The organism is Cupriavidus pauculus, from assembly GCF_022179805.1.
GTDB classification, from domain to species: Bacteria; Pseudomonadota; Gammaproteobacteria; order Burkholderiales; family Burkholderiaceae; genus Cupriavidus; species Cupriavidus pauculus_E.
Genome location: NZ_BPUO01000003.1, coordinates 49,549 through 76,532, shown reverse-complemented (window position 1 = coordinate 76,532; position 26,984 = coordinate 49,549). Strand labels below are relative to the sequence as shown.

The following is a 26,984-nucleotide window of genomic DNA, read 5'->3' as shown; positions in this document are numbered from 1 at the left end:
GTTATCCGATGTGAAGGTTGGCTTTCTGCGACAGCGACCGGTACTTGTTCACTTCGCTCGTCAGGAAGGCTGCGAATTCGGTGGGTGTGTTCGGCGCAGCGGTCACACCGAGCGTGAGCAGCTTCTCTGCCACATCCGGCTTGCGAAGGATGGTCGCCACATCAGTGCTGATCTTCTGCGCAACGGCTGCGGGAAGACGGGCGGGCGCGAAGAGGCCAGCCCAGGAGGTCAGGTCATAGCCCGGTACGCCGGACTCGGCGATGGTCGGCACCGACGGTAGCAATGGCGATCGAGTCTTGGTGGTAACGGCAAGCGCCTTCAGCTTCTTGTCCTTGATGAAGGGAATTCCCGCCGAAAGGTTGTCGAATCCGAGCTGGATCTGTCCGGCAAGCAGATCATTCAGCGCTGCCGCACTACCTTTGTACGGCACGTGGACCATCTTCAATCCGGTCATCTCGCAGAAGAGTTCTCCCGAAAGGTGCGGAGACGTGCCGTTGCCCACTGAAGCGTAGGAGTACTTGTTGGGATTCGCGCGCACGAGCTCGATCATCTGCCTGACGTTGTCGGCAGGGAAGCTCGGGTGGGCGAGCAGCACGTTGGCCAGCGTTCCCACCAGGGTCAACGCAGTGAAATCGCGAAGCGGGTCGTACTTGATGTTCTTGTAGAGGGCGGGGTTGATCGCATGTGATGCGATGCCGCCCATCAGCAGCGTGTAGCCGTCGCCGGCAGACCGTGCAACGTATTCGGCCCCAATGCTGCCGCCAGCGCCGGCTCGATTCTCCACAACAACCGGTTGTCCCCACATCTGGGACAGGCCGGTACCAATGAGGCGGGCCATCACGTCCGAAGCACCACCGGGAGGATTCGGCACGACGAGCGTGACCGGCTTGGTGGGAAAGGCGTCATTGGCTGCATTGGCAAGGGTGGGAAAGGGGGAAGCTCCGGCAACGGCGAGCGTGGCCAGAAACCTGCGGCGATTCATCATGAGGCTGTCTCCAGATAATTTTTTGGTCTGGTGCGCTGTGCGGTGGATGACCACTAGCCAGCGGCATGGCATCCATACTAATATCGTTATTAGTCGTTTTCAAGAGGGATCTGCATGGGCAAGCAGACTTCTTGGGCGTCTGGTCACTCATTCACACCGAATATCGAGGAGAAAAAATGACGATTCCGTACCCTGACACGACGGGTGTTGCTCAGGAGTGGCAAGCGTTGCTGGAGCGAAAGCCCCTCAACGTCTTCAAGATGCTGTTCCATTCGCCGAACATGGCACCTGGCTATTTCGGTCTCGCCGAAGGCATCGTCCGCGGCAATACGATGCCGGGTCCGCTGCGCGAACTGGTGATCTTGCGAGTTGGAAATCTGTATGACGCCCCGTACGAACTGTTCCACCACGAGCGCCTGGCTCGCGATGCCGGCTTGTCGGAGTCGGGGATCAATGGCGCCAGAGTGGGCGCCGATGCGGAAGGGCTGACGGACGACGAGCGAGCGCTCATCACCTGGACGGACAGTATCGTGAACAATCACGAACTGGTCGGAGGAGAGCGCGAGGCTGCTGTAGCCAGGTTTGGCTACAAGGGACTCATGGATATTGTCATGACCGTAGGCTTCTACCAGCTCGTGTGCAACTACCTGCGCACGTTCGAGATCGCCATCGAGAGCTAGTAGCGGGCGCGCGGAGGCGCGCAGGAGTGCCGGATCATCAGTTCCACCGGTACCCGTGTCGTCTCCGCTTGCAGACCGGATTTGGCATCGCCACGAAGGCGGGCCAGCAGCATGCGCGCGGCAACCCTGCCGCACTCGCCAATATCCCATTTGAGGGAAGTAATGGGCGGGGTGTGAAGCCGTGCAAGATCCGTGTCACCGATACCGATGATGGAAATGTCCTCGGGTACCTTGAGTCCCGAAGACGCGATGCCGGAAAGCACACCTGCCAGCATGCCTGTTCCCAGGCAAATGACGGCGGTAGGACGGTGCTTGTGTTCCAGTAGCGCGCGCGTCTGGCTGTAGGCTTCCTGGCTGGAGGCATCCAGTTCCGCAATCAGCATGGGATCCAGCGGAATGCCGGCTTCCTTCAGCGCCATTTCATAACCGCGCAGCCGCTCGCGGCCTGGGCGGATCTTCGATGCGGGCGTCAGCACGGCAATACGCTTGTGGCCAAGGCCGATCAGATAGCGCGTGGCCTCCAGGGCACCACTCATATGATCGACGATGACGGCGTCCCCCATGCCATGGCTCTCCCGGTCATGAAAGACAATCGGCAACTTGGTAGCCTTCAGGACTTGCGCGACCTGCTTGTTGCTTTCATCGGCATGCGCGACGATCAGGCCATCGACCCGTCCCGAGCCATAGGCGTTCAGCAGCGCGACCTCGCGCTCGGGTTGGCTGTGCGTGCTGGATACGAAAAGCAGGTAGCCCGCTTCGTCGAGTACCTCTTCGGCTGCGGCCAGGAATACACCGTGCAGCGGATTGGAAATATCGGAGACCAGTGCAGCGACCGTGTTCGAACGCTGACTCTTCAGGCCTTGCGCCATTGGATTCGGCACATAGCCGAGTTCGCGGACCGCCGCCTCCACCAGTTGGCGAGATTCTTCGGATACCCAGTTCTTGCCTGTAATGACCCGTGAGACGGTGCCCTGCGACACGCCCGCGTGACGGGCGACGTCGAGCACTGTGATTCGCTTTTTCTCGGCGGGCATGTTGGGTTGGCAGGGCCGTGGAAGGGCGCCCATTGTAAGCCAGCCCGCGATGCCGACTTTCGAATCGCAACTCACTGCGCCGTTTTAGCGTCCCTTTAGCCACTTTTTGCCAGCTAATGCGGTACAGTCTGGTTGCACAATACTAATAACGTTTTTAGAATCCACGGATATGGTTGCCGCCTGCACCAGCCGGGCGGCGCTTTTGGGAGGAGACCACGACGTGACGTCAAACCAATGGGGCGCCCTGTCACCAGGCTTTGATGCCGAACTGCGTTCAATGGCCGGAGAACGGCGGATCCACCGAGGGGACATCCTGTTCGCGCATGGATCCCCGCCGGACGCCTTCTACTGCATCGAGCAGGGACGGCTCCGTGTGAGTGTTTCTGGTCCCAATGGCCGGGAGGCCGTCATTGGCATGTATGAGGCTGGCCAATGGTTCGGCGAGGTATCGCTGTTCTCCGGGGCGCCACATCCCTATGACACGCGGGCCACCGAGACGACCGATGTACTTGTGGTGACGGCCGCAGTGTTCCATCGGCTTGTTGCAGACCGGCCCGAATTCCTGCTGGAGCTGACACGGCTGGTCAGCCAGCGTCTTCGGTTTGCACTCGACTGGATCGACGAGACCATACTGCTGTCTCTGCCGGTTCGGCTGGCAAGGCGGCTGATCGCGGCAACGGCAATCCACGGGCAGACGCTGCGCCACAGTGAGCCAGTATCGCTGCGGATTTCGCAGGAGGAACTGAGCCACATGCTTGGCGTGTCGCGTCAAAGCGTCAACCGTCAGCTCAAGGAATGGGAAGCCAAGGCGATTCTGCGCCTGGAATACGGCACCGTGACATTGCTGGACCAGGACGCACTGCGCGCCTTGGCCTAGCAGTCCGCTAAGTGTCAATCACTCGAGAACTTCGCACCACCCTTGGGGCGGATATATGACGGCATGCCAATCATGCCGGCGCGCACCGCATTCAGGATGGACTCCTCGATGGCACCCGCATCCATGATGCTCTGGTACTCGCCGCCCACGAAGTTGATATTGGCGCCATGGACCACCATGAAGCCTTCCGCCGCTTCCGTGGCGTTCGACGGCACGGCGAACGTATGGATCGAGCCACCGGGCTCGTACAGATAGCTGCCTGCTGTCTGCGGATCGTCGGGATACTCCAGATAGTTCCAGGCACCCTTGGTCGTGAAGAAGTGCACGGTGCCCGTATGAAAATGCGCGGGGAGCTGGGTGCCGGGTGCAAAGCGCCCGTAGAGCACCCAGATACTTTGCTCCCGATCCAGAAACAACGGCGTGATGGTCACGCCTTCGCTCTCGGTCGGGAGTGCGGGTTCCACGTTGATGTTGACCGTCAGCAAGCGGTCCTGATGCGTTGTGACTTCGGGAAGTGCCATGTGTGTCGTGTCTCCTGCGCGGTGTCGATGATTCTTCTGTGAGCGGATTATGGTGACGTGCCCCGCAGAAATCTGTCGCCCCTTGGCAGTTCCGCGTCAGTACTTTCCCGGGCGCGAACGTCGATGCAAGAGCTCGTAGCGAACGACAGGGGGAAATCCCTCACGCCGAAGCGCCAAAAGGCGACAGTCCAGATTCTTCCGAATGTCGATAATCGGCGCACGGGCCCAGGAACAAAAAGCGGCTCACGGAAGAACGGAGACATACGATGCAAAGCCCTGAAAGGCTCCCGCAATCAGCGAGCACGGACGACAAGATGTTCAGGAAGATCATGTGGCGTCTTATGCCGATCCTGTGCGTCTGCTACGTCTTCAACTATCTGGACCGAACCAACGTGGGATACGCCCAGTTGCAGATGAAGGAAATCCTGCAGTTCAGCGATGCGGTCTTCGGGTTGGGTGCGAGCGTCTTCTTCGTCGGATACGCACTCTTCGAGGTGCCGAGCAACATGCTCATGGCGCGAATTGGCGTGCGCGGCACGCTATTGCGCATACTGTGTCTTTGGGGAATGGCTTCGGCGGCGATGGTGTTCGTGCGTACCCCGACGCAGTTTTATCTCCTGCGCTTTCTCGTCGGCGTCTTCGAAGCAGGTTTCGCTCCCGGCGTGCTCTACTACCTGACGCTCTGGTTTCCCCAGCAGCGCCTGGCGCAGGTGACGGCAATCTTCTTCATGTCCTTCAGCGTCGCGCCGATTGTGGCGGGGCCGACGGCAGGCGCGATCATGACGTACATGGACGGCACGTCCGGCCTGCATGGCTGGCAATGGCTCTATATCCTCGAAGGGATACCCTGCATCGCCCTGGGTGTCGCGGCATTCCTGATCCTGCCAAACCGTCCCGTGGACGCGCCTTGGCTGAGCGTCCAGGAAAAGGCGCGTATTGGTGAGTTGATTGGCGCGGGAACTGCCGCTACCGCCGGACATGGCGCAGGGTTGCGAGACGTCATCAAGGATGGGCGGGTGTGGGCGCTTGGAATCGTGGCCTTTCTCGTACTGCTAGGCATCTATGCGCTTGCCTTCTGGAAGCCAACCATACTGAAAGGCATGGGCCTTACGATCATGCAGGCGGGTCTCTACTCCGCGATCCCGGCACTCGCGGGGGTGACTTCCGCCATCGTGCTGGGCCGTCATTCGGATCGGACAGGGGAGCGCAAGTGGCATTTCGCGGTGGCTGCAGTCGTTGCCGCCACGGGCCTCATGTTGACGACGCTGTTCCCTGCCAGTCCCGGCGCCGCCATTCTTTGCCTCGCACTCAGCTCCGCAGGCACATCGCTGGCCTACGTCGTTGTGTGGGCGATGCCGAGCACTGTCCTGAGTGGGCGCAGTGCAGCCGGAGGCATTGCATTGATCAGTACGGTGGCCGCGACTGCGGGCATCGTCGCGCCTGCGGCCGTCGGCGCGATCAAGGCCGCTACGGGTGGCTTCATTGTCAGCCTGTACCTCCTGAGTTCTGCACTCATCTTGGCGGCTGTGCTCTTTCTGTGGACATTCCGTACACATCGCGCCTATGAGGGTCCGGCGCCGTTGCCCGAGGCGCACTAGCTGCGGCGCCATCGGTTCGCTGGCTTGAGGTATGAAGGGTTGCCGGATACCAGCCTCAGCACTCAACAATATTGACCGCCAATCCACCCCGTGCAGTTTCCTTGTACTTGGTCTTCATATCGGCCCCCGTCTCACGCATGGTCTTGATGACCTTGTCCAGGCTGACGTGATGCCGGCCGTCGCCATGCAACGCCATGCGTGCGGCACCAATCGCCTTGATCGCGCCGATCGCATTTCTTTCGATGCACGGGATCTGGACGAGCCCGCCAACGGGGTCGCAGGTCAGTCCCAGATGATGTTCCATGGCGATTTCCGCGGCATTCTCGACTTGCTCGACGGTGCCGCCCAGTACTGCGCACAGTCCGGCCGCCGCCATCGAGCACGCGACGCCGACTTCGCCCTGGCATCCGACTTCCGCGCCTGAGATGGATGCGTTCTTCTTGAAGAGGATGCCGATGGCCGCGGCGGTCAGCAGGAAGTCGACAACGCCGTCGTCGCAGGCGCTGGCTTCGAACTTCATGTAGTAGTGCAGGACGGCCGGAATGATGCCGGCGGCGCCGTTCGTTGGCGCGGTGACCACGCGGCCGCCGGCCGCGTTTTCCTCGTTGACGGCCAGGGCGTACAGCGTGACCCAGTCCATGGCATCGAGCATGTCGCCCGAGGCGTCACGCGTGCTCAATTTGCTGAACAGCGGTGCCGCACGCCTGCGAACCTGGAAGCCGCCGGGCAGGACGCCATCGGTGCGGCAACCTCGCGCTACACAGTCTTGCATCGTTTTCCAGATGGCCAGTAGTGCGCCACGGGTGTCTGTGGAGGGCCGCCAGTACTCCTCGTTCCGGCGCATGATCTCGGCGATCGAGATGCCCAGCCTGCCCGCGATGGCCAGCAAGTCTTCGGCGTTGTCGAATGGCAGTGGCAGCGCCACCTCCACGCCCGGGGGCGATTCCATGCCTTCCCGGTCTGTCGCTGGCTCGGGCACAACGAATCCACCGCCCACCGAGTAAAACGTCGACGAATTGAGTTCTGCGCCGTCAGCGGTGAACGCGACGAAGCGCATGCCGTTCGCGTGCAGCGGCAAGCTGCGTCGGTAGAAGACGACGTCCTTGCGTGCGTCGAAGGCGATCGATTGGCCGCCATTCAGGGCAAGCGTGCCTGTGTTGCGGATGTCAGCCAGGTATTCCGGGATGCGGGCGACGTCGACCGTATCGGGATCATGGCCGGAAAGGCCCAGCAGGATCGCGGTGTCGCTGCCATGTCCCTTCCCGGTTGCGCCAAGCGATCCATATAGTTCGCTCCGCGGCTGCGTCATGCTGCCGAGCGTGCCGTGGTGTTGCATTGTCTGCACGAACTGCCGTGCAGCCCGCATGGGGCCGATGGTGTGCGAGCTGGATGGCCCGATGCCGATCTTGAAAAGGTCCAACGCACTGAATGCCACGAAAAACTCCGGGGTGAGGGCAAATTTCTTACTTCTGAGCGGGGCGCTGCCGCCTCGTGCCCAGGAGCTAAAGCGTGTATTCCTGGAACTCCCGGCACTCATACGGCTTGCGCGCTATCCACATGACCTTCTTGGCGACATCCATCAGCGTTGTTGCCACCGTCGCCGAGATGCTGCTGAAGTCGCCGGGCTTGGGGCTGCGCAAGACCCCGTCGGGGAAACCGAAATCGTCGGCCAGGATGGTGCGGATGTCGTCCCATTCGATGCCCCGGTCCGTAATGGACCGCAATCCGTTCTCCACACGATGCTGCCGATACAGGCTGTCGGGCCGCGCGGCAAGGCCCGGGTCTCGCAGTTTCGACATTGCCACGGGCGACAGCCAGTGGTTGGCATGCACGAGCACATCGTCCTGGGGAAGGGTCCAGTACACGTCGGTGGGCGCGGCTTCAAGGCTGGCGCATGCCCCGTCGGTGGCGCTGCTCTGCGCGAGGATCATGTTGCTGGAGCAGTAGCGGCGCGCGTTCCATACGGCTCGCATCGCATGCGCAAGGTTGGTGGACTCCAGCAGCCGCCGGCGCAAGAGCACGACCGGAACGCCTGGGCCGTGCTGGTAGTCCTCGTGGCAGGACAACGCATTGCCCGTGAGCGATACGCCGTGACTGTTGAAGCCGTGCCGCGCCAGGGCGCCGGCTTCGGTGAACGCGAGGATATCGGGGCCGCTGTCAGCCGCACTGTCGGCGCGGATGCGCAGCACGATGCAGGTGTCCACGCATTCCTGCCGTCAGTCCCAATTGTGGGCGTGCAGCAGCCGGCCCGTGGCGGAGCGCTTTGGCAACACCACAAGTCCGGTGCAATCGCCATGCTCATTGCCGTCTTCGGATGGCGCATTGCTACCGATGGTCGAGAAACCATAGAGCATCTCGGTCCGGCAGTTGATGACGACGACGTCTTCAAGCGAAGTGCCCGCGCCTGCGGCGATGCCCTGGATTTCTTCCAGGTAAGCGGGGTCGAACGCTTCGATCTGCGGGAGCATGGCGCGTGCGAGGCGGTCGATGGTGGCATCGTCCAGTCCGCGACGGCCAAGCTGGGCGCGATATAGCGCCGCGCCCGCCGCAATGCGTTCGGGGACCGCGCGCCCGTGTTGCATTCCGCGGTTGTATGGGCTGCCGGTCACGTCCACCAACGGGAAGTATTGCGCTGCTTGCATTCGAATGTCCTTCAGGGGTCTTACTGCGCGGCGAGATTCAGTGATTTGACCAGCGGGCCCCACTGCTCGGCGTCCTGGCGGGTGGCTTTCGCCACAGCGGACGTCGCCTTGTCGGTTGGCTCGACCATGTAGATCCTGCCCAGCTTTTGCCGGGACTCGGGGTCCGCCCACATCTTCGCGGTGGCCACATTGAGTTTCTGGATGACGGCGTCGGGTGTGCCCTTCGGCACCACCAGGCCGTACCAGCCACCGCCGAGCGATTTCGGGATACCGACTTCCGGCTGCGTGGGGACGTCGGGCATCTCGGGCACGCGCTTGTCGGCAAACACGACCAGCGGCTTGACCTTCTTTTCCTTGCTGAACGGGATGGCGGAGAAGACCACGGCACTGGTCAACTGGGTTTCGCCACCCACCACGGCCAGCAGGGCGGCGGCGCTGCCCTTGTAGGGAACGTTCAGCAGATCCACGCCAAGCTGCCTGGCGAAAATCTCCATGTTCAGATGGGTCGAGTTGCCCTTGCCTGCGGTGCTGTAGGAGTACTTGCCCGGCGATGCTTTTGCCAGACGGATCAGATCGGCAACGTTGTTGGCCGGAACCGCGTTGTTGGCCAGCAAGACCTGCGGCGTAGTGGCAAGAATGCCGATGCCAGCGAAGCTCTGGTCGGGATCGTAGTTCAGCTTGCCAAACGAGAAACGGTTGAGTGCGAGATTGGACTGGGTGCCAAGCAGGATCGTGTAGCCGTCCGCCGGCTGGGTGGCAACGTATGCCGCCGCAATCGAGCCATTCGCGCCGGCGCGGTTTTCCACCACGACGGCCGCACCCAGATGCCGCGCCACGTAATCGCCCCAGATGCGCGCGAGGCCATCGGCACCGCCGCCCGGCGGAAGCGGCACCACCAGCCGGATCGGCTTCGTCGGAAAGTTGTCCTGGGCGAATGCGCTGGGGGCCAGACAGGTGGCGGCCGCAGCACTGCAGCACGTTAGTGCCAGGAAAACACGGTTCATCTTCAGTCTCCGCAAATCTCGATGCTGCGATCTGCAACACCTGCTTGTGCGAGCAGTATGGACCCGGGAAACCTCAACTTTTCATCATATTTATCGGCAATGACATACCATATTCGGTATGTTTGTCGCGCCCGTGGTCGCACCGCCTGATGAGTGCAGGGGCTAGCGGCCGACCATATTCCAGAACCGAAAAATGAATCTCCTGTCGCTCCGACGCTTCGACCTGAATCTGCTGGTGGTCTTCGAATCCCTGATGGACACGGGCAGCGTTACCAAGACCGCTGAACGGCTTGCGCGTACGCAGCCGGGCGTGAGTCGCGATCTCGCCCGGCTACGGGAAGAGTTGTCCGACCCGTTGTTTGTCCGGGTCCGGGGAAAACTGGAGCCCACCGAACTGGCTCGCCATCTCCGTGAATCGGTCAGGCGAGCGCTCGAAGCCGTTGACCACGCGCTGGAGGAGGGAGGGGGCTTCCGGCCGTCGGAGTCGACGCAGGTGTTCAAGATCGGGACGACGAGTGCCGTCGAACTGCTGCTGGCCCCATTGCTGCATAAATTCCTGGAAACCGCCGCGCCCAATGCCGGCGCGTATTTCTTCCCGGCCTATGGCGATGTCACGCCTGTCGAGGATCTCGAAACTGGCGCCATCGACATCGCAATCGGCCGCTTCGACCGCCAGGCGCGCAACGTGACGTTCTTTCCGCTGTTCGAAGAGCGGCGCGTATGCCTGGTGCGGCGCGACCATCCGCTTGCCGAAAAGCGGCTGGACTTGGCCGATCTCGCCGACATGCGTTTCATCAGCACGATCAACATGCTCGGGCGAGACAACGACGTCGACAACCTGCTCAAGGAGCATGGATTGCCGAAGCGCAAGTTCCCGATGTACGTGTCGACGCTGTCCCTGGCGCCGTTCGCCATGCGCGAGAGCAACGCGGCAATTACGCTGCCAGTGCGTGTGGCGAGGATTCTTGCAAGCCAGTTCGACCTGAGCATGCTGGAACTGCCGGCAGAGTTGCCGAATCGCATTTACTCGATGGCCTGGCATTCACGCTGGGACCAGTCACTGTCACACCGGTGGATGCGCGAGGCTGTCATATCCATGCTTGGCTAGCGTCCCCCCAATTCCCGTCTCCCCAATGGTTCCCACAGGTTGTAAAAGCAACCTGTCTATGCTTTAATTCCCCGCGCATAGGTTGTTTTAGCAACCATAAAAGCGATCTGGCGACGCACAGGCATGACCGGCCCAACCACCGGCTTGCACCAACTACAGACAAGGCGACATTCCATGACGGCAAAGGCTGAAGCCATGCACTGGATCCGCGGCGAATGGCTCGCCGATGGGCAGTGCAGGGAGAGTATCGATCCGGCGACGGGTGAGGTGATTGGCTATTTCCACGACGCACCGGTAGCCACGATGCAGTTGGCCATCGATGCTGCCGCCGAAGCTTTTGCAGGCAGCCACTGGCGGGACGATGCCTATCTGCGCGCCACGGCGCTTGGCCATCTGGCCGACGCGTTTGCCGCCAGGCAGCAGGAGGTGGTGGACAGCCTGTGCGCCGAGAACGGCAAGATCCGCCCGGAAGCGACGTTCGAGGCGTCGCTGATTCCGCGCGCGCTGCGGTTTGTGTCGGGGCTGGCGATGCACAACTTCGGCCGCGTGGTGGAAAGCCGGCCAGGCCAGCAAACCATGAGCATTCGCGAACCAGTCGGCGTAGCCGGTCTCATCATTCCCTGGAACTCGCCGGCCTACCTGTGCATCCGGGCGCTCGCGCCGGCGCTGGCCGCAGGCTGCACGGCGGTGGTCAAGATGCCGCATCAGGCCGCGCAGACCGCCGCGCTGCTCGCCAGCATCATCGCAAGCGTACCGGAGTTGCCAAAGGGCGTGGTCAATATCGTCACCGAATCGGGCGCCGAAGGCGCACGTCTGCTGGTGGATTCGCCGCTGGTGCCAGTGGTCAGCTTTACCGGGAGCACGGTGACCGGACGGGCCATTGCCCGCGCGGCGGCAGACCGGCTCAAGCGCGTCGGGCTCGAACTCGGTGGCAAGACGCCGCACCTCGTGTTCGACGATGCCGACCTGGCGGCCGTGTTGCCGGTGCTGGAGAAGTCCTGCACGGTGTTCGCGGGGCAGTTCTGCATGACGGGCAGCCGCGTCCTGGTGCAGCGTGGCATTGCCGATGCCGTGCGTGCCGGCCTGGCGCAGCGCTTGGAGGCAGTACGCGTGGGCCCGGCCCGCGAGTCATCGAGCCAGATGGGACCGCTGATCGACAAGGCAGCGGTGACGCGTGTGGATGCGGCGGTGGAAGCAGCCATCGCGGCGGGCGCCAGGCCCATCGTGCGAGGCGGACCCGCGCAGGACCCTGCGCTGGCGGGCGGCGCATTCTATCGGCCGACGCTGCTGGAAATTGCCGACCAGCGTTTGCCGATCGCGCGCGAGGAAACGTTTGGCCCGGTCCAGACCCTGCAGTTGTTCGACACCGAGGCCGAGGCCATCGCCCTGGCCAACGACAGCGACTACGGGTTGAGTGCCTGCGTGTGGAGCCGCGATGCCGATCGCCCGATCCGCGTGGCGCGGCGCCTGCAGGCAGGGCTTGTCTCGATCAATAGCTGGGCCAACCTCGCCGTGGAAATGGAAGAGGGCGGATTCAAGTCAAGCGGGCTGGGACGGCTTGGTGGCCTGGCTTCGGTGGAAGACTTCCTGGAGTACAAGCAGATCACCCAGGATTTCATTCCGCATCACCATTGAGCTCCATTGAGCCCGCGCACCCCGCCGCCCGGATTGCGGCGGGCGGGGTGAACGTGGTGCGTCAGATCCGGCCCAGCCACGCGGCGGCATTCCTCCACCGCAGCCGGTCCATCACATCGTTCGACAGGCCAAGCGACGCAACGCGTGCGGCGGGGTCCGGGTCCATGATCGCGAAGGGATAGTCGGTGCCAATCATGACGCGATGGTCGCCGACCAGATCCACCAGCGCGCGAATGGCCTCGGGGCTGTAGAGCAGATCGTCGTAGTACAGCGCGCGCGCTGCCTCGGCGGGTGCCTGTTCGATGGCGTCACGCAATGCGCTCTGTTTTTCCCAGGCGAACTGCATGCGAGGCACCAGTGCCTGGATCGATCCGCCCCCGTGGCTCAGGGCGATCCGCAGCTTCGGAAAACGCGCGAGCAGACCGCCCGTGATCAGCGATGCCGCCGCCAGGCCAATCTCGCCCGGGAAGGCGACGATCTGCTCCAGTGCCGCTGGACCGACCAGCCGCTCCATGCCGGCCGGGCGCAGCGGATGCACGAAGATCGCCGCATTGCACGCTTGCGCCGCCTCGAAGAACGGCCAGAAGCGCGGGTCGCCAATCGGCACGCCCATCACATTGCTGCCCACTTCAATCCCTGCCAGCCCCAGCGTGTGCACCGCATGGTCGAGTTCGGCGATGGCACGGTCCACATCCTGTAGCGGTGCCGCGCCCAGTGCGCTGAAGCGGGCCGGTGCGCGCGCCACCATGCCGGCGAGCGTTTCGTTCAGGTAGCGCGACAGCACGCCGGCATCTTCCGCATCCATCCAGTACGACAGCAGCTCCGGCATCGGCGAGAGCACCTGGTGGCTCACGTTGGTAGCGTCCATGTCGGCTAGCCGGGCGTCGGTGTCCCATGCGTGGTGCGGCACCGTGCGGTAGACCTGCCCCGAAATGACAACGTGCCGATGGCAGGGCTGCGCGTCGCGCATCGACGGCCACGGCACGTTGGCCCGATTGCCGAGATACCGGGGAAATTCGGCCGGTATCACATGGGTGTGGACGTCGATGCAGCCGCAACGGGCGGGTAGGGTGGGGGCGTTCATTCGGGTATCTCCTGATAGGGAAGTGCGCGCTAAACGGTTGCAAAAGCAACTGTCATGCGCTTTAATTCGAGCACGGATAGGTTGCTTTTGCAACAATTTAGGAGAGTCGTTCGATGTCCACAACCCAAGCTGTACTGGATCGCCCCACTGCACTGAACCCGGCATCGGCGCCGGCAACGATTGCCGACACCGCCGTGCAGACCAAGCTGATGGAGGCCGCCGCGCGGCTTCGCCCGATCATTGCGCAACGCGCCCGCCAGACGGAGCTGGACCGCCGCGTCTCGACGGACATCACGGAACAGCTGACCGCCGCCGGCCTGTACCGCGTGGTCCAGCCCAAGCGCTTCGGCGGACACGAACTCGGGCTCGAAGTGCTGCGCCGCCTGGCGTTCGAACTCGGGCGCGGATGCACTTCCACCGGCTGGTGCTATGGCCTGAGCGCGGCGGCGTCATGGGTGCTGGGCATGTTCCCGGGCGAGGCCCAGCAGGATGTGTGGGGTGCATCGCCCGACGCGCTGATCGCCTCGTGCATCGCCCCGACCGGCAAGGCCGAGCCGGTGGCCGGCGGTTTCCGCCTGCAAGGCCGCTGGAGCTTCGGCAGCAACTGCGACAACGCCCAATGGATGTCGCTTGGCGCGATGGTCCAGCAGGAAGAGGGCCAGCCTCCGCGTCCGGTGTTCCTGCTGGTGCCCAAGGGCGAGTACGAGATCGTCGATACCTGGCACACGGTTGGCCTGGCAGGTACCGGCAGCAAGGACATCGCCATCACCGAGCCGGTTTTCGTGCCGGAGCATCGCACGGTGGCTTTCGCTGATGTGCTGGAGCAGGCCGGGCCCGGTGCCGAACTGCATGCGTCGCTGATCTACCGGCTGCCGTTCCTGAGCGGATTCCCGCCGCTGCTGGCCAACCCCGCTGTGTCCGCATTGCGCGGCGCGCTGGACGAATTTGTCGACGGTGTGGCGGCGCGTGCCACACGCGGCGCGTTCGCGGGCGGCGGGCAATCGATCGCGCAGTTTGGCCACGTGCAGTCGGCGGTGGCGCGCGGAGAAGCCGCCGTGGACGCCGCCCAACTGATCCTGCAGCGTGACCTGCAACTGGCCACGGACCTGGTGGCCGCCGGCACCAAGCTGAGCGCCGCGCAGCGCATCACGCTGCGGCGCGGTCACGCCTATGCCGTGCAGCTCTGCGTGGAGGCCATCAACGAACTGTATGACGTGGTGGGCGGCACCGGCATCCAGTTGGACAACGGCGTGCAGCGTGCATGGCGCGACATCAACGCGGTGGCCCACCACATCAGCGTCAACTGGCACGCCGTGTCCAGCATGTACGGACAGATGCGGCTCGGCTTGCAACCGCGCGGGCAGTATTGAGGGGCACGCGATGATCCGACACCAGAAACTGGGCCGCATCGAACTCAATGTGACCGATCTGCAGCGCTCGCGCCGCTTCTACGAGGACGTGGTGGGTTTGCAGTACGTGGATACCGGCAGCGAAGGCGAGATCCGGCTGCGCTGCGACCACGATCACCACAGCCTTGTGCTGTTTCCCGGCGAGCAAGCAGGGCTGCGCTGCGCGGGCTTCATGCTGGAAGACGCCGCCCAGTTCGCGCCGCTGCTGGATCGCCTGGCGGCCGCCGGCCTGCCCGTGGAAGAGGTGCCAGCCGCCATTTGCGCGGCTAGGGCGCAGGCGCGCGCGATCCGCGTGTTCGAGCCGCTGGTGGGTGCCATGCTGGAGTTCTACGTGCCGGCGCCGGACTCGGCGCGGCCGTTCGCGCCAACGGTGACCCGCATCCAGCGTCTGGGCCACGTGGTGTTCAACACGCCCGATGCCGCGCGCGCCGTCGCGTTCTGGCGCGACGTGCTGAACTTCCGTGAATCGGATTCGGTAGGCGACTTCATCACGTTCATGCGCTGCTGGCCGAATCCCTACCACCACGGCATCGGCATCGCGAAGTTCGACCGCCATTGCCTGCACCACGTCAACTACATGGTCACCGAGATCGACGATATTGGCCGGGCGTTGACGCGGCTGAAGGCGGCCGGTTCCGACGTGGTATTCGGGCCGGGCCGGCATCCGGCGTCCGACAGCGTCTTCCTGTACTTCCTGGATCCGGACGGCCTGACGATGGAATACAGCTTTGGCATGGAGGCGTTTCCGGAGACCTTCCCGCGCGCGCCGCGCCGCATCGAACCTTCGCCGTTGTCACTGGATTACTGGGGCTCGACCCGCGACCCGCGCTGCTTTACCGGCGCAGGCGCCAATGCCGTGCCCGCTACCGAGGAGATCCGCTCATGAGCGCCGACGTCATGACCTCGCCTATCGACAGCCGGGACCTGCGCAATGCGCTGGGACGGTTTGCCACGGGCGTCTGCATTGTTACTACCTGCACCCCCGACGGCCAACGCGCGGCGCTGACCATCAACTCCTTCTGCTCCGTGTCGCTGGATCCGCCATTGGTGGCCTGGTACCTGAGCGACCGCGCACCCAGCCTGCGCGCGTTCTCGGAGTCGGAATACTTTGCCGTGCATGTGCTGACGGCGGAGCAGCAGCACCTTGCGGCGCATTTCGCCAGGCCCTCGCCAGACAAGTTCGCCATCGTCGGCGACGGCGTGCGCCCCGGCCTGGGCGATGTGCCCTTGCTGGAAGGCGCGCTGGCCTGCTTCGAGTGCCGCATCACCACTGTCGTGCCGTTTGGCGACCACGTGATGATGCTGGGGCAGGTGGAACGGTTCGGCTATGGCGCGGAGTCGCCGCTGCTGTTTCATGCGGGCAAGTTCATGGAACGCGCGCCGGCGCTGCACCCCTAGTACCGGCCGGCTACAACCATAAGACATAACAATCTGGAGACAATCGTGCATGCCCCCAACCGTCCCACTCAACTGTTTCGCGGTCACTGGTGGATCGTCATCGGCTCGGTACTCGGGCTGATCGTTGGCAACGTGACCGTGCTGCAGTTCTCGGCATCGGTGCTCATGAAGCCGATCATGGCCGAGTTCGGCTGGAACCGCAGCGTGCTGTCGGCGGCCGTGATGATGGGCTCGATCTTCGCGGCCATCGCCACGCCGTTCGCCGGCAAGCTGATCGATGCCCGGGGCATCAAGCGCGTGACGCTCACCGCCATCACGCTGTTCTCGCTGGCCATTGCCGCCATGTCGCTGGCGCCGGCCGTGCCGTTCGCTTTCCTGGCGATGTTCTCGGTCATGGGGCTGTTCAGTGCCGGCCAGGCGCCGCTGCCCTATGCCAAGGCGATTGCCGCCGCATTCGATCGCCAGCGCGGTCTGGCCATGGGCATTGCGATGACTGGCGTCGGACTTGGCGCGGCGCTGGTGCCACGGTTGACGCAGGCCTATCTCGACCACTTTGGCTGGCGCGGCGCCTTCGTGGCGGTGGGTGTCACCGTGTTCTGCATCGCGTTTCCTGCGGTGGCCCTGCTGGTACGCGACGTGTCGGCCGACGCCGGCAGCGTGGCGGCGCGTGCGCGGCAACTGCCGGGCCTGGTGGCCAGCGAGGCGATTTGCCACAAGGATTTCTGGGTGCTGGCGGTGGTGTTCCTGTGCATCCCGATCGTCGCCAACGGGACCATCGTGCATCTGGTGCCGTTGCTGACCGACCGGGGCATTCCGTCCAGCCAGGCGGTGACGGTGTTCTCCGGCATCGGCGCGTCGCTGATCGTAGGCCGCCTGCTGTGCGGCTATCTGCTGGACCACTTCTTTGGTCCGCATGTCGCCATCGCCTTCGTGCTGCTGCCGGCGCTGGGCGTGTTGACGCTGCTCGGCAGCAGCGACGTGGCGCTTACCACAGTGGGCGCGGTGCTGGTGGGCATCGGCATGGGTGCCGAAGTGGACCTGATCGCCTATCTGCAAAGCCGCTACTTCGGCCTGCGCGCATTCGGCCAGATCTACGGCTACCTGTTCGCGGCATTCACGGTCGGCACCGGGCTGGGCCCGTTCGTGATGGGGGCCACCTATGACCTGGCGGGCTCCTACCGCCCGGCGCTCATCGGCTTTGTCGCGGTGCTGGCTTGCGCGGCGCTGATGCTGCTGCGGCTGCCGCGACAGTATCCGTATCCGGTACAGGCCAATGCACAACCGGCCGGGCAAGACGAGCCGTCACGCGCGACGGCGGTCTGAACGCCGTCCTTACGCATTCCCTTTGTTCTACAACCATTTCGGAATCATCGTCTCATCATGAAGCTCGTTACCTATCTCCATCAAGGCAACACCTCCATCGGCAAGGTCGAGGGAGACCTCGTGATCGACCTGCCGCGCAACGACCCCGCACTGCCGGACACCATGCTGGAACTGCTGCAGTCCGGCCCCGAAGCGCTGGATCGCGCGCGCGCCGTGCGCGGCGGCTTCACCGCGTCGCTGTCTGAGGTCACGTTGCTGGCGCCCGTGCCCCGGCCGTCGAAATACCTGGCCATCGGCATGAACTACCGCAAGCACGTGGCCGAGGCGGCCAAGGTGGGTGTTCATACGCCGCCTGTGCAGGTGTGGTTCAACAAGCAGGTGTCGTGCATCAACGACCCGTTTGGCGATGTCCACATGCCGGCCGTCTCGCAGCAGCTCGACTACGAGGTGGAACTGTGCGCAGTGATCGGCAGCCGCTGCCGCAACGTGAGCCGTGAAGACGCGCCGTCCATCATCGCCGGCTACATGGTGTGCAACGACGTGTCCGTGCGCGACTGGCAACTGGCCTCGCAGACCATGACCATCGGCAAGTCGTTCGACACGTGCGGTCCCATCGGCCCGTGGATCGTGACCCCCGACGAACTCGGCGACCCGCACGCGCTGCGCCTGCGGATGTGGGTCAACGATGAACTGCGTCAGGACGATGAGACGGGCGCCATGATCCATGACATCTACGACCAGGTGGTGCATCTGTCGAAGGCCTTCACGCTGGAGCCCGGCGACCTGCTGGCCACCGGCACGCCGTCTGGCGTTGGCGTGGCGATGGACCCGCCGTCCTACCTGAAGGTGGGCGACGTCATGCGTGCGGAGATCGAAGGCATCGGCCATATCGAGAACCGCGTGGTGGCCGAACCGGCCTGACGCGCACCCGCAGCACCGCAGCACTCAAGCACCCGTACCGCCGCCGGGCAACCGGCCCGCCATGCCTGCCACCGCGCGAGCAGGGCGGCCTGTTGCCCGGACAAACGGCATGCCAGCAGTCCAACCTCCACCCGCAACCTCCACACGATTGCGCCAATGCATACCAATAACGAAGACGTAGATCATCCGACGGGCGCACCCCTGGCCAGCCCGATGCGCCGCAGGATGGGCGCGATGCTGGGCGGCCTGCTGGCAAGCCAGGCCGTGCCGGCGGGCGCGCAGCCGCAAGCCCGACCCCTGGCGCAGGACAGCCTGGCGGGCGTGCAGCGCATCGACGTGCACCACCATATTCTTCCGCCGGTCTTCCGCAAGACCATGGGCGAGGAAGCCATCGGCGCGCCGGCGCCGAATCGCGTGGCGCCGCAGTGGAAGGTGGCCGACTCGCTGGGCGTGATGGACCGGCAGGGCATTACCACCGCCGTGGTGTCGGCCCCGCCGCTGTGGATGCCGGACATGGCCAAGACGCGGCAGCTCACGCGCGCCTGCAACGAGTTCGCCGCGCAGATGGTCAGCGACCATCCCACCCGCTTCGGCACGTTCAGCGCGCTGCCGTTGCCCGATGTCGGCGCGGCGATGGCGGAAATCACCCATGCGTTCGACGTGTTGAAGGCCGACGGCATTGGACTCATGACCAATTACGGCGACAAGTACCTGGGCCATGCCGATTTCGCGCCGGTCTTCGCGGAGCTGAACCGCCGCCGCGCGGTGGTCTACGTGCATCCCACGTCGTGCCAATGCCATCGCGGCCTGCTGCCCGAGCATCCCGATTCGCTGATCGAGTTTCCGCACGACACCACGCGCGCCGTGGCCAGCCTGATGTTCTCGGGCGTGTTCAGCCGCTGTCCGGACATTCGCTTCATCTTCTCGCACGCGGGCGGGACGGTGCCCTACCTGGCCACCCGTATGGCCATCCTGGGCTCGCTCGACAAGAGCCTGGCCAAGCAGGTGCCGGAAGGCGTGATGCCGCTGCTCAAGCGCCTGTACTACGACACCGCCATTGCCGCGAATCCGATCTCGATGGCCGCGCTGCTGAAGCTGGTGACGCCCGCCAACGTGGTGCTGGGCACCGATTTTCCGTTTGTCCCGGAGCAGGGCACGCAGGCCACGTTCGCCGGGCTGCGGGACGTCGGCTTCAGCGCCGACGAGCTGCGCGCCGTCGAGGGCGGCAATGCCGCGCGCTTGCTGGCACGGGTGGCAAGCCAGGGGGCGCGGCTGGGGGAGGCATCGGCAAGCTAGTTCGACAAGGCATAGATATCCACAAAAAAACAGGAGGAGACCATGACGATCAAACTGAGACATCTTGTACTTGGCTGCGCGGCGGCCATGCCGGCGCTGGCAGGCGCGCAGTCCGTGACGCTGTATGGCGTGGTGGATTCCGGCGTGGAGGTAGTGAACCACGCCGGCCCGACGCAGAGCACCGTGGCACGCATGACGAACCTGTCCGCGTCGGTACCGTCGCGCTGGGGGCTGCGGGGGACGGAAGACCTTGGCGGTGGCCTGAAATCGCAGTTCGTGCTGGAGTCCGGCTTCGCGCCGGATTCGGGCGTGGCCAATTTCGGCAATCGCCTGTTCGGGCGGCAAGCCTGGGTCGGACTGTCGGGCAACTGGGGGCAGGTGGCCTTCGGGCGTCAGTACACGATGATGTTCTGGGCCACGCTCGACTCGGACATCCTGGGGCCGAACGCGTTTGGCTCGGGGTCACTCGATCCGACGATTCCGAACTCGCGCGCCGACAACGCGATTTCGTACAAGGGAAAGTTCGGCGGACTGACGGTGGGCGCCACCTACAGCTTTGGCCGCGACGCGGCGGTGGCCACGCCCAGCCCTGCCAGCACCAACTGCGCGGGCGAGAATCCCGCGGACAAGAAGGCGTGCCGGGAGTGGTCGGCGCTGCTGATGTACGAGACCCCGCATCTTGGCGTGGCGGCGGCCTACGATTCCTGGCGTGGCGGCCCGGGTGCGTTTGGCGGGCTTACCAACAGCGGCCGCAAGGACGACCGGTTGTCGCTCAGTGCCTATACGTTGTTCGATCGTGTGAAGGCGGGGGCGGGCTGGCTGCGGCACAACAACGACGGCAATCCCGCGCCGCGCAGCGACCTGTTCTGGCTGGGCGCGTCCTATGACCTGACCCCGGCTTTCAATGTCGCGGGCCAGGTCTATCACCAGCGCTATCACGACAGCGCCAACAAGGCATGGCTGTACACGGTGCGCGGTACGTACAGCTTCTCGAAGCGGTCGTCGATCTACGCCACGGCCGGCTTCATCGACAACGGCGGGCAACTGGCGCAGTCGGTGAGCAGCAATCCGGGGGCGAGCGCATCGCCCGGCGGCACGCAGCTTGGGGCGATGCTGGGCATCAAGCACGTCTTCTGAGCGCGCCGGCAGGGGCGATCAGGCGTCCGGGTCGTCCTGCGCCGCCTTGCGGCGGACCCGGCGCGCCACGGTGAGCTTGCGGTTGACGCCGGTGGAATCCTGGCAGGCATCGACCAGGTTCGTAAAGATCGCCCGCAACGTCTTCAACGTGGCGGCAAGCTCTGCGGGTGTCACGCCAGACATCGATGCGCGCTCGATATCCCAGGCGCGCGGCGCGAGTTCGGCAACGATGGCGCCGCCAGCGGGCGTCAGCGACAGGTGGATATTGCGCTTGTCGGTGGCCGAGACGACGCGCCGCAGCAGGCCGCGTTCCTCCAACGCCACCACTGCCCGGGACAGGTAGGAGATTTCCGCGCCGGTATGGCTGGCCAGGTCCGACAGCGTCTGGTGGTCTTCATGGCGCAGCGCCGCCAGCACGCGCCATGCCTGCAGGTTGATGTTGTGCGGCTTCAGGTCGTCGCTGAACCGTGCCGCAATGATGCTGGCGGCGCGGTTCAGCAGATAGCCAACCGAATGGTCGAGGTCATGGTCGGGACGCTTGGTGGGCAGTGGCTGCAAGGCAGCCTTGCCCGCCGATACCGGCTGGCCCGGCTTGGCGCCGGCATCGGTAACCGGGCGGGTTACGCGCGGCGAAGGGTTGGACTTCGGCATCGAAAGGTTCGCTTGGAACGGGTCTAAGCCGAAATGATAGCTTAAGCAACAGCTTTGCAGGTCACCGCGCTATTGTGGCTTCTCGGTTGCCGCCCACAGGTCGTCGATGGCGCGGATGCTGAGCAGGTAGCCATTGGCCCCGGCACCGCAGATCACGGCTGTGGCGGCCACGGAGATGGTCGAATGGCGATACTCTTCCGAGCGGCGGTGGATATTGCTGATGTGCACCTCGACGACGGGGCGCTGGATCAGCTTTACCGCATCGAGCACGGGGATGCGTCCAAATGAAAAGCCGGCCGGATTGATGATCAGCGCGGCATTCTCGAAATAGGCCTCCTGGATCCAGTCGATCAAATCGCTTTCGCTGTTGGTCTGACGGAATACGCAGTCGAACTTGAACGTGTCGGCCATGGCCATGCAGGCCTGCTCGATGTCCTTGAGCGTGGTGCTGCCATAGATATGCGGCTCGCGAACACCGAGCATGTTCAGGTTCGAACCGTTGAGGATGTAGAGTTTTCGCTTCATGATGGGTGCTCAGTGACGGCTAATTTTCTGCAATACGTTGCGGCAATTCAGTGGCTGCTTTCCAGGCTGGTGCCTCGGGTTTCGCGAGAGATGGCGATCATGACGAACGACAGCAGGTTCAGCGATCCGCATACCGCCACGATGGCCCACGGCGATCCGTTGAACGCCTGCAGCAATGCAACCGCTACGATCGGCATCGGCCCGCCGGTCAGCAGGTTGGCGCCCGAGTAGGACAGCGCGGAGCCCGTGTAGCGCGCCTCGGTGGGAAAGGACTCGGCAAACCAGACCGGCTGGATGCCGCTCTGGAACTGCGTGAAGCCAAGGAATGCGCCCATGACTGCCATGGTCATGCCGAACGAGCCCTGGTTGAGGACCGGAAAGTAAATAAGGCAGCAGCCCAGTGTGCAGAACGAGCCCAGCAGCAGCGCGCGCTTGCGGCCAATCCGGTCACTGAGATACCCGCCAGCCAGCGCGCCCACGATGGCGCATGCGTTGGCCACCATCAGGAACATGAAGCCGGTCTGCTTGGGCAGGCCAAGGTTCCTAGTTAGATAGCTCAGCGAGAACACTACGATCAGGTAGAACAGCGCGGCGGGGCCGCAGAAGAACAGCGTCAGGCGCAGCGCGGTCTTCCAGTGGTGGCGCAACACCACGCCCAGCGGATTGGCACCGCGCACCCGCTTTCCCTGCTGCTGGCCTTGCTTGCGCAGGGCTTCGAAGGCGGGCGTCTCGCTGACACGCATCCGGATATAGATGCCGAGGATCACCAGCAGAAAGCTCGCCAGGAATGGAATTCTCCAGCCGTAGCTTTCAAAGTCTTCGGGAGACAGCATCCCCGCCAACGCGAACAGCGTCATGTTGGCCAGGATCTGGCTCAGTGGCGAGCAGATACCGAGCAAGCCGGAATAGATGCCGCGACGATCGGCCGCTGCGTGTTCGACGGCCATCAGCTGCGCGCCTGTGGATTCCCCACCAAGCGCAAAGCCCTGGATGATGCGCAGACTGACCAGCAGGATCGGCGCCATGATCCCCACCTGCTGATAGGTCGGCAGTAGTCCCATGAGGAATGACGAGACGCCCATCACCGATACCGTGATCAGCATCAGGTTGCGGCGTCCCCAGCGATCTCCCAGGATGCCGCAAACGATGGCGCCCAGGGGCCGTGCCGCCAGGCCGGCCCAGAAGCTGGCAAGCGAAGCCAGCAGCGAGGCGGTAGGGTCGAGCGAAGGGAAAAACAGCTTCGGAAAAATGGTCGCGGCAACGACGCCGTAGAGCGCGAAGTCGAACCATTCCAGCGCCGTGCCCACGGTTGCACCCGCAACGGCGCGGCGCGCCATGGAATGCTGCGATGCGGCTAGATCGGCCACGTTGATGTCGGAGTCAGTGATGGCTGACATGAGTGTCTCCCCTTTTCTTTGTGGATATCGTTCCCGATTGCTACGGGTAACGTGCACTGCTATTGTTCGCCAGGCCAAACCGACCCGTTCCGCACCGGAACATCATTCCACATTACGAAATATGTCGCTCAAGACGGGATTGAAGATCCTCGATCTGCTGGCGTCCCAGGGCGAGGGCGCAGCGCTTTCGGAAATTGCCGACGCCGTGTCCGTGCCGCGCAGCACATGCCATCGCGTGCTGAGCGAACTCGTGGAAAGTGGTTACGTGCGGCAAATCGCCGATGACAGCCGCTACATCCTGTCGATGCGCATGACGTCGAACGGGCTCGAGTTCCTGAGCCTGACGGGCATCGCCGACATCGCACAACCCATCATCGAGAGGATCGCAGCGCGCACGGGCGAGTTGGCCCGTTTGTCGCTGGTGGACGGTGACGCCATCATCTGGGTGGCAAAAGCCGACGGTCAACGCACCGGCTTTCGGTACGACCCCGACATGGGTCTGGCGGCGCGGTTGTCCTGCACGTCCACCGGTCATGCGTGGCTGATGACGATGTCGGATGAGGAAGCCGTCGCGCTGGTCATGAAGCAGGGATTCGGCCACCCCAACGAGTATGGTCCGAACGCGCCAACGTCACTGAAGGCACTGCTCGGATTCATCCACGCGGCGCGCGTACGCGGCTATGCCATGATCGATGAGGTGTTTGCAGCCCGTATGGCGGCGGTGGCCGTGCCCGTGAAACGAGGCAGTCGCTGCGTGGGCGTGATCAGCCTGGCGGGACCCAAGACACGTCTGACCGCCGCAAAAGTCCATGAGCACTCGGTGCTGCTTTGCGAGGCAGCCGATGAACTCGGCAAGCTCTGCAATATGGCGGGGTATCTGTCGCGGCCGCCGCTGGGCAAGGCCTGATTGCATGTGATGCAACCAGCAGCGTGCTACACCTTCCGCTCGCGCAGCTTTTCCATTGCCGCGGGCGCGCCATACAGGAACAGGTCGACCTTCTGCCGGATCACTGCGTCCAGGTCGGTCGGAACCTTCAGGCCATAGACCCACTTGCGCACGCCAATGTAGAAGATGGCGGCGTGCAGGCTCCAGATCATCTCGATTTCGGCGTCCGTCTCGGCAGTGTTACGGGGCGCGGCGATACCAAACGCCTCGCGCACCTCGGCTAGTACCGGCAGGAAGACCTTGGTGCGCAGCTTGCTGAGGTACTTGTTGTTGATGCCTTCGTGCGTCAGGCCGGCAAAGATGAAGAGGCGGATCCACTCCTCGCGCAGGATCACCGACGAATAGTCGAGGTAGAAGGCATGGAGCCGTTCGGCCAGCGGCAGCGTGCGGTCGGCAATCTGGCGTTCCCAGTCAGGGCGCCACTGGAAGACTTCGTTGTAGACGCGATCGATCAGGGCGTCCTTGCTCTCGAAGTACCGGTAGAGAAGAGGTTGCGTCACGCCGATCTGGCGCGCCAGCTCTCGCGTGCTGCCGCCGAAGCCGTTGCGCGTGAAATGCTCGATTGCCTTCTCGACGATCTGCTGCTCGCGTTCCTCGGGCAGCAGCCTTCGGGTCGATTTCGCTGCGGTGTCGTCTTCGGTGGAAGTGGCGCGTGACTCCATGGCGGTCTTTGTGGTCTGCTGTCCGGGAAATGCTCCGATTCTACCAATCGCCCGATAAATGGGAACAGGGGCGGCCGCCCGGTGCAGGCCGCCGCCCTCAAGCGAAGGCTGGAGCGAAGAATCAGCCTCCAGACTTCGCGATGGTGCCCAGTTCGCAGTCCACGCGCTGGTTCTGGTAGGCATTGCGCTCCCAGGCGCCACGTGCCGAACGGTCGGTGATCGAGAACACGTAGATGCTGGCAAACGCCACCAGCATCGAGAAAAGCGCCGGGTACTCGTACGGATAGATGGCCGAGGCGTGGCCCAGTACCTGCACCCAGACGGTCGGGCTCAGGATCGTCAGTACCACGGCCGTGACGAGCCCCATCATGCCGCCGACTACCGCGCCACGCGTGGTCAGGCCGCGCCAATAGATCGACAGCAGCAGAACCGGGAAGTTGGAACTGGCGGCAATCGAGAACGTCAGGCTGACGATGAAGGCAATGGTCTGCTTCTCGAACAGGATGCCTAACAGGATCGACAGCACGCCGAGCACCAGCGTGGTGATGCGGGAGACGCGCATCTCGTCCTTGTCGGACGCCTGCCCCTTGCGGATCACGGCGGCATACAGGTCATGCGAGATGGCCGATGAGCCCGCCAGGGTGAGCCCCGCCACCACGGCCAGGATCGTGGAGAAGGCCACGGCGCAGATGAAGCCGAGGAACACGTTGCCGCCAACCGCATGCGACAGGTGTACCGCCACCATGTTGATGCCGCCGATGATCGCGCCATTGCTGTTGTGGTACAGCGGGTCCTGTGCCACCAGCGCAATCGTGCCGAAGCCGATCACGATGATCATGGCGTAGCCCATGCCGACGATGCCGGTGGCATACAGCACGCTCTTTCGCGCGGCCTTTACGTTGTTGACGGTGAAGAAGCGCATCAGGATGTGCGGCAGTCCCGCCGTGCCGAAGATCAACGCCAATCCCAACGACACCGCCGATACCGGATCGGAGACCAGGCCGCCCGGCCGCATGATCGCATCGTGCTTGCCATGCGCGGTGATGGCGTGCTCGAACAGGCTGTTCAGGCTGAAGCCGAAACGGCTCATCACCATGAAGGCCATGAACGCGCAGCCGGCCAGCAGCATGACCGCCTTGATGATCTGGATCCACGTGGTCGCCAGCATGCCGCCAAAGAACACATACACCACCATCAGTACGCCGACGAGAACCACTGCCGAGGTGTAGTTGAATCCGAACAGCAATTCCACGAGCTTGCCGGCGCCCACCATTTGGGATACCAGGTAGAGCAGCACGATCACGATGGAGCTGGACGCCGAGAACGCGCGGATCGGCCGTTGCCGCAACCGGTACGACAGCACATCGGCCAGCGTATAGCGCCCCAGGTTGCGCAGTGGCTCCGCAATCAGGAACAGGATGATGGGCCAGCTTGCGAGAAAGCCGATCGAATAGATCAGGCCGTCGTAGCCGCTGGTAAATACCAGTGCAGAGATACCGAGCAACGATGCGGCGGACATGTAGTCCCCCGCAATGGCCCAGCCATTCTGCATCGCGGTAATCTTGCCTCCTGCGGCGTAGTGGTCCGCGACGCTATGATTGCGCCGCGCGGCCCACTTCGTGATGGCGAGCGTGGCGATCACGAATACCAGGAACATCGCGATGGCGATCATGTTCAGACCTTGACCGACAGGCGGAGTGGCTGCGAAGGCAGGGGTCGTCAACCCCATGGCGATGGCTGCGCAGAGGCTGCGGCTCATGATTGCACTCCATCACGCACATTGGCGATCATCCGGTCGTAGACGGTATTGGTGCGATAGACGTAGACGGCCACCAGTGCGAAGGTGAAGGCGAACATGCCGAAGCCGACCGGAATGCCGACGCTCATCGGCTGGCCGGAAACGAGTTGGATGGCCAGCAGGTCGGGGCGGAATGCCAGCGTCAGGATGAAGCCGAAGTAGGCAAGCAGCATGATCGCGGTCAGTGTCCAGGAAAAACGGCGACGGGCGCTGTGCAGCGTCTGGAAATCCCGGCGTGCCAGCATCGGATGGGGAACAAAAGGCGGAAGCGCATCGTCGGCGCCTGCGCCGTAGTGGACGCCGGACGCAATGGATTGGGGGGCTGCTTGAGGCATGTTGTCTCCTTGTTTTCT

25 protein-coding genes and 1 pseudogene are annotated in these 26,984 nt (G+C 63.7%); 13 read left to right on the top strand and 13 right to left on the bottom strand.

Features of this window, described 5'->3' with window-relative positions; all coding sequences use genetic code 11:
- Window position 1: 1 nt before the first annotated feature.
- Entirely contained in the window at window positions 2–985 is a 984-nt protein-coding gene (locus MFF62_RS06460; protein WP_238261367.1) for a Bug family tripartite tricarboxylate transporter substrate binding protein, read from the bottom strand.
- Between the two features lie 176 nt (window positions 986–1,161).
- Here MFF62_RS06460 and MFF62_RS06455 point away from each other — a divergent pair, with 176 nt between their 5' ends.
- Window positions 1,162–1,665: a carboxymuconolactone decarboxylase family protein gene (locus MFF62_RS06455; protein WP_238261364.1), complete on the top strand. Its 504-nt coding sequence runs from the start codon at window positions 1,162–1,164 to the stop codon at window positions 1,663–1,665.
- On the opposite strand, the gene MFF62_RS06450 is transcribed toward MFF62_RS06455, so the two are convergent.
- Window positions 1,662–2,699, bottom strand: coding sequence for a LacI family DNA-binding transcriptional regulator (locus MFF62_RS06450; protein WP_238261363.1), 1,038 nt, complete (start codon window positions 2,697–2,699; stop codon window positions 1,662–1,664). The two genes, MFF62_RS06455 and MFF62_RS06450, sit on opposite strands and share 4 nt — an antisense overlap.
- A gap of 220 nt (window positions 2,700–2,919) precedes the next feature.
- Between MFF62_RS06450 and MFF62_RS06445 the strand changes: the two genes are divergently transcribed.
- Window positions 2,920–3,576 carry a Crp/Fnr family transcriptional regulator gene (locus MFF62_RS06445; protein WP_238261361.1) on the top strand — a complete coding sequence of 219 codons (657 nt, stop codon included), beginning with the start codon at window positions 2,920–2,922 and terminating at the stop codon, window positions 3,574–3,576.
- Between the two features lie 14 nt (window positions 3,577–3,590).
- Here the strand turns inward: MFF62_RS06445 and MFF62_RS06440 are convergent, their stop codons facing one another.
- Window positions 3,591–4,097, bottom strand: coding sequence for a 2,4'-dihydroxyacetophenone dioxygenase family protein (locus tag MFF62_RS06440; RefSeq protein WP_238261359.1), 507 nt, complete (start codon window positions 4,095–4,097; stop codon window positions 3,591–3,593).
- Window positions 4,098–4,363: 266 nt separating this feature from the next.
- On the opposite strand from MFF62_RS06440, the gene MFF62_RS06435 reads away from it, so the two are divergent.
- Window positions 4,364–5,695 (top strand): MFS transporter, encoded by a 1,332-nt coding sequence (locus MFF62_RS06435; RefSeq protein ID WP_238261357.1) that lies wholly within the window; start codon window positions 4,364–4,366, stop codon window positions 5,693–5,695.
- Between the two features lie 55 nt (window positions 5,696–5,750).
- On the opposite strand, the gene MFF62_RS06430 is transcribed toward MFF62_RS06435, so the two are convergent.
- From MFF62_RS06430 to MFF62_RS06420, 3 genes and pseudogenes are all read right to left on the bottom strand, one after another.
- On the bottom strand, window positions 5,751–7,130 hold the full coding sequence (locus MFF62_RS06430) for an L-serine ammonia-lyase (RefSeq protein ID WP_238261356.1): 1,380 nt from the start codon (window positions 7,128–7,130) through the stop codon (window positions 5,751–5,753).
- Between the two features lie 67 nt (window positions 7,131–7,197).
- Window positions 7,198–8,337: pseudogene (locus MFF62_RS06425) on the bottom strand (C45 family autoproteolytic acyltransferase/hydolase).
- Window positions 8,338–8,357: 20 nt separating this feature from the next.
- Window positions 8,358–9,341, bottom strand: coding sequence for a Bug family tripartite tricarboxylate transporter substrate binding protein (locus MFF62_RS06420; protein ID WP_238261354.1), 984 nt, complete (start codon window positions 9,339–9,341; stop codon window positions 8,358–8,360).
- 193 nt (window positions 9,342–9,534) lie between these two features.
- On the opposite strand from MFF62_RS06420, the gene MFF62_RS06415 reads away from it, so the two are divergent.
- Window positions 9,535–10,449 (top strand): LysR family transcriptional regulator, encoded by a 915-nt coding sequence (locus MFF62_RS06415; protein WP_238261352.1) that lies wholly within the window; start codon window positions 9,535–9,537, stop codon window positions 10,447–10,449.
- Window positions 10,450–10,623: 174 nt separating this feature from the next.
- Window positions 10,624–12,084: an aldehyde dehydrogenase family protein gene (locus MFF62_RS06410; RefSeq protein ID WP_238261350.1), complete on the top strand. Its 1,461-nt coding sequence runs from the start codon at window positions 10,624–10,626 to the stop codon at window positions 12,082–12,084.
- Window positions 12,085–12,145: 61 nt separating this feature from the next.
- Here the strand turns inward: MFF62_RS06410 and MFF62_RS06405 are convergent, their stop codons facing one another.
- On the bottom strand, window positions 12,146–13,168 hold the full coding sequence (locus tag MFF62_RS06405; RefSeq protein ID WP_238261348.1) for an amidohydrolase family protein: 1,023 nt from the start codon (window positions 13,166–13,168) through the stop codon (window positions 12,146–12,148).
- Between the two features lie 113 nt (window positions 13,169–13,281).
- On the opposite strand from MFF62_RS06405, the gene MFF62_RS06400 reads away from it, so the two are divergent.
- From MFF62_RS06400 to MFF62_RS06370, 7 genes are all read left to right on the top strand, one after another.
- Entirely contained in the window at window positions 13,282–14,538 is a 1,257-nt protein-coding gene (locus tag MFF62_RS06400) for an acyl-CoA dehydrogenase family protein (RefSeq protein WP_238261346.1), read from the top strand.
- A gap of 10 nt (window positions 14,539–14,548) precedes the next feature.
- Window positions 14,549–15,463 (top strand): VOC family protein, encoded by a 915-nt coding sequence (locus MFF62_RS06395; RefSeq protein ID WP_238261344.1) that lies wholly within the window; start codon window positions 14,549–14,551, stop codon window positions 15,461–15,463.
- The gene (locus tag MFF62_RS06390) at window positions 15,460–15,975 is read left to right on the top strand and encodes a flavin reductase family protein (RefSeq protein ID WP_238261342.1); all 516 of its coding nucleotides are present in this window, start codon (window positions 15,460–15,462) and stop codon (window positions 15,973–15,975) included. Before MFF62_RS06395 ends, MFF62_RS06390 begins: the two co-directional genes overlap by 4 nt.
- Window positions 15,976–16,020: 45 nt before the next feature.
- Complete coding sequence (locus MFF62_RS06385) at window positions 16,021–17,298, top strand: MFS transporter (protein WP_238261340.1); 1,278 nt, start codon at window positions 16,021–16,023, stop codon at window positions 17,296–17,298.
- 57 nt (window positions 17,299–17,355) lie between these two features.
- Complete coding sequence (locus MFF62_RS06380) at window positions 17,356–18,219, top strand: fumarylacetoacetate hydrolase family protein (RefSeq protein WP_238261338.1); 864 nt, start codon at window positions 17,356–17,358, stop codon at window positions 18,217–18,219.
- 156 nt (window positions 18,220–18,375) lie between these two features.
- On the top strand, window positions 18,376–19,515 hold the full coding sequence (locus tag MFF62_RS06375; RefSeq protein ID WP_238261337.1) for an amidohydrolase family protein: 1,140 nt from the start codon (window positions 18,376–18,378) through the stop codon (window positions 19,513–19,515).
- Between the two features lie 48 nt (window positions 19,516–19,563).
- Window positions 19,564–20,652, top strand: a complete 1,089-nt coding sequence (locus MFF62_RS06370; protein WP_238262158.1) for a porin — start codon at window positions 19,564–19,566, stop codon at window positions 20,650–20,652.
- An 18-nt stretch (window positions 20,653–20,670) separates the two neighbouring features.
- Here MFF62_RS06370 and MFF62_RS06365 read toward each other — a convergent pair whose 3' ends face one another.
- The 3 genes from MFF62_RS06365 to MFF62_RS06355 form a co-directional block, all read right to left on the bottom strand.
- On the bottom strand, window positions 20,671–21,303 hold the full coding sequence (locus MFF62_RS06365; protein WP_238261335.1) for a MarR family winged helix-turn-helix transcriptional regulator: 633 nt from the start codon (window positions 21,301–21,303) through the stop codon (window positions 20,671–20,673).
- A gap of 69 nt (window positions 21,304–21,372) precedes the next feature.
- Window positions 21,373–21,828 (bottom strand): type II 3-dehydroquinate dehydratase, encoded by a 456-nt coding sequence (locus tag MFF62_RS06360; protein ID WP_238261333.1) that lies wholly within the window; start codon window positions 21,826–21,828, stop codon window positions 21,373–21,375.
- 47 nt (window positions 21,829–21,875) lie between these two features.
- Window positions 21,876–23,225 carry an MFS transporter gene (locus MFF62_RS06355; protein WP_404990681.1) on the bottom strand — a complete coding sequence of 450 codons (1,350 nt, stop codon included), beginning with the start codon at window positions 23,223–23,225 and terminating at the stop codon, window positions 21,876–21,878.
- Window positions 23,226–23,346: 121 nt separating this feature from the next.
- Between MFF62_RS06355 and MFF62_RS06350 the strand changes: the two genes are divergently transcribed.
- The gene (locus MFF62_RS06350) at window positions 23,347–24,132 is read left to right on the top strand and encodes an IclR family transcriptional regulator (protein WP_309295902.1); all 786 of its coding nucleotides are present in this window, start codon (window positions 23,347–23,349) and stop codon (window positions 24,130–24,132) included.
- A 26-nt stretch (window positions 24,133–24,158) separates the two neighbouring features.
- Here the strand turns inward: MFF62_RS06350 and MFF62_RS06345 are convergent, their stop codons facing one another.
- The 3 genes from MFF62_RS06345 to MFF62_RS06335 all read right to left on the bottom strand — a co-directional run bounded on the left by MFF62_RS06345 (window position 24,159) and on the right by MFF62_RS06335 (window position 26,966).
- Complete coding sequence (locus MFF62_RS06345) at window positions 24,159–24,833, bottom strand: TetR/AcrR family transcriptional regulator (RefSeq protein ID WP_238261329.1); 675 nt, start codon at window positions 24,831–24,833, stop codon at window positions 24,159–24,161.
- A gap of 121 nt (window positions 24,834–24,954) precedes the next feature.
- Window positions 24,955–26,592, bottom strand: coding sequence for a cation acetate symporter (locus tag MFF62_RS06340; RefSeq protein ID WP_404990680.1), 1,638 nt, complete (start codon window positions 26,590–26,592; stop codon window positions 24,955–24,957).
- A complete protein-coding gene (locus MFF62_RS06335; RefSeq protein WP_238261327.1) occupies window positions 26,589–26,966 on the bottom strand; it encodes a DUF485 domain-containing protein in 378 nt (125 codons plus the stop codon). Before MFF62_RS06335 ends, MFF62_RS06340 begins: the two co-directional genes overlap by 4 nt.
- Between the last annotated feature and the right edge of the window lie 18 nt (window positions 26,967–26,984).

Bases quoted from the DNA above. Each gene is read 5' to 3' on its own strand.
- MFF62_RS06355 (WP_404990681.1), bottom strand. From the start codon at position 23,225: ATGTCAGCCATCACTGACTCCGACATCAACGTGGCCGATCTAGCCGCA.
- MFF62_RS06400 (WP_238261346.1), top strand. From the start codon at position 13,282: ATGTCCACAACCCAAGCTGTACTGGATCGCCCCACTGCACTGAACCCG.
- MFF62_RS06335 (WP_238261327.1), bottom strand. From the start codon at position 26,966: ATGCCTCAAGCAGCCCCCCAATCCATTGCGTCCGGCGTCCACTACGGC.
- MFF62_RS06415 (WP_238261352.1), top strand. From the start codon at position 9,535: ATGAATCTCCTGTCGCTCCGACGCTTCGACCTGAATCTGCTGGTGGTC.
- MFF62_RS06350 (WP_309295902.1), top strand. From the start codon at position 23,347: ATGTCGCTCAAGACGGGATTGAAGATCCTCGATCTGCTGGCGTCCCAG.
- MFF62_RS06395 (WP_238261344.1), top strand. From the start codon at position 14,549: ATGATCCGACACCAGAAACTGGGCCGCATCGAACTCAATGTGACCGAT.
- MFF62_RS06340 (WP_404990680.1), bottom strand. From the start codon at position 26,592: ATGAGCCGCAGCCTCTGCGCAGCCATCGCCATGGGGTTGACGACCCCT.
- MFF62_RS06345 (WP_238261329.1), bottom strand. From the start codon at position 24,833: ATGGAGTCACGCGCCACTTCCACCGAAGACGACACCGCAGCGAAATCG.
- MFF62_RS06405 (WP_238261348.1), bottom strand. From the start codon at position 13,168: ATGAACGCCCCCACCCTACCCGCCCGTTGCGGCTGCATCGACGTCCAC.
- MFF62_RS06390 (WP_238261342.1), top strand. From the start codon at position 15,460: ATGAGCGCCGACGTCATGACCTCGCCTATCGACAGCCGGGACCTGCGC.
- MFF62_RS06410 (WP_238261350.1), top strand. From the start codon at position 10,624: ATGACGGCAAAGGCTGAAGCCATGCACTGGATCCGCGGCGAATGGCTC.
- MFF62_RS06450 (WP_238261363.1), bottom strand. From the start codon at position 2,699: ATGCCCGCCGAGAAAAAGCGAATCACAGTGCTCGACGTCGCCCGTCAC.
- MFF62_RS06455 (WP_238261364.1), top strand. From the start codon at position 1,162: ATGACGATTCCGTACCCTGACACGACGGGTGTTGCTCAGGAGTGGCAA.
- MFF62_RS06420 (WP_238261354.1), bottom strand. From the start codon at position 9,341: ATGAACCGTGTTTTCCTGGCACTAACGTGCTGCAGTGCTGCGGCCGCC.
- MFF62_RS06460 (WP_238261367.1), bottom strand. From the start codon at position 985: ATGATGAATCGCCGCAGGTTTCTGGCCACGCTCGCCGTTGCCGGAGCT.
- MFF62_RS06375 (WP_238261337.1), top strand. From the start codon at position 18,376: ATGCATACCAATAACGAAGACGTAGATCATCCGACGGGCGCACCCCTG.
- MFF62_RS06380 (WP_238261338.1), top strand. From the start codon at position 17,356: ATGAAGCTCGTTACCTATCTCCATCAAGGCAACACCTCCATCGGCAAG.
- MFF62_RS06360 (WP_238261333.1), bottom strand. From the start codon at position 21,828: ATGAAGCGAAAACTCTACATCCTCAACGGTTCGAACCTGAACATGCTC.
- MFF62_RS06365 (WP_238261335.1), bottom strand. From the start codon at position 21,303: ATGCCGAAGTCCAACCCTTCGCCGCGCGTAACCCGCCCGGTTACCGAT.
- MFF62_RS06440 (WP_238261359.1), bottom strand. From the start codon at position 4,097: ATGGCACTTCCCGAAGTCACAACGCATCAGGACCGCTTGCTGACGGTC.
- MFF62_RS06435 (WP_238261357.1), top strand. From the start codon at position 4,364: ATGCAAAGCCCTGAAAGGCTCCCGCAATCAGCGAGCACGGACGACAAG.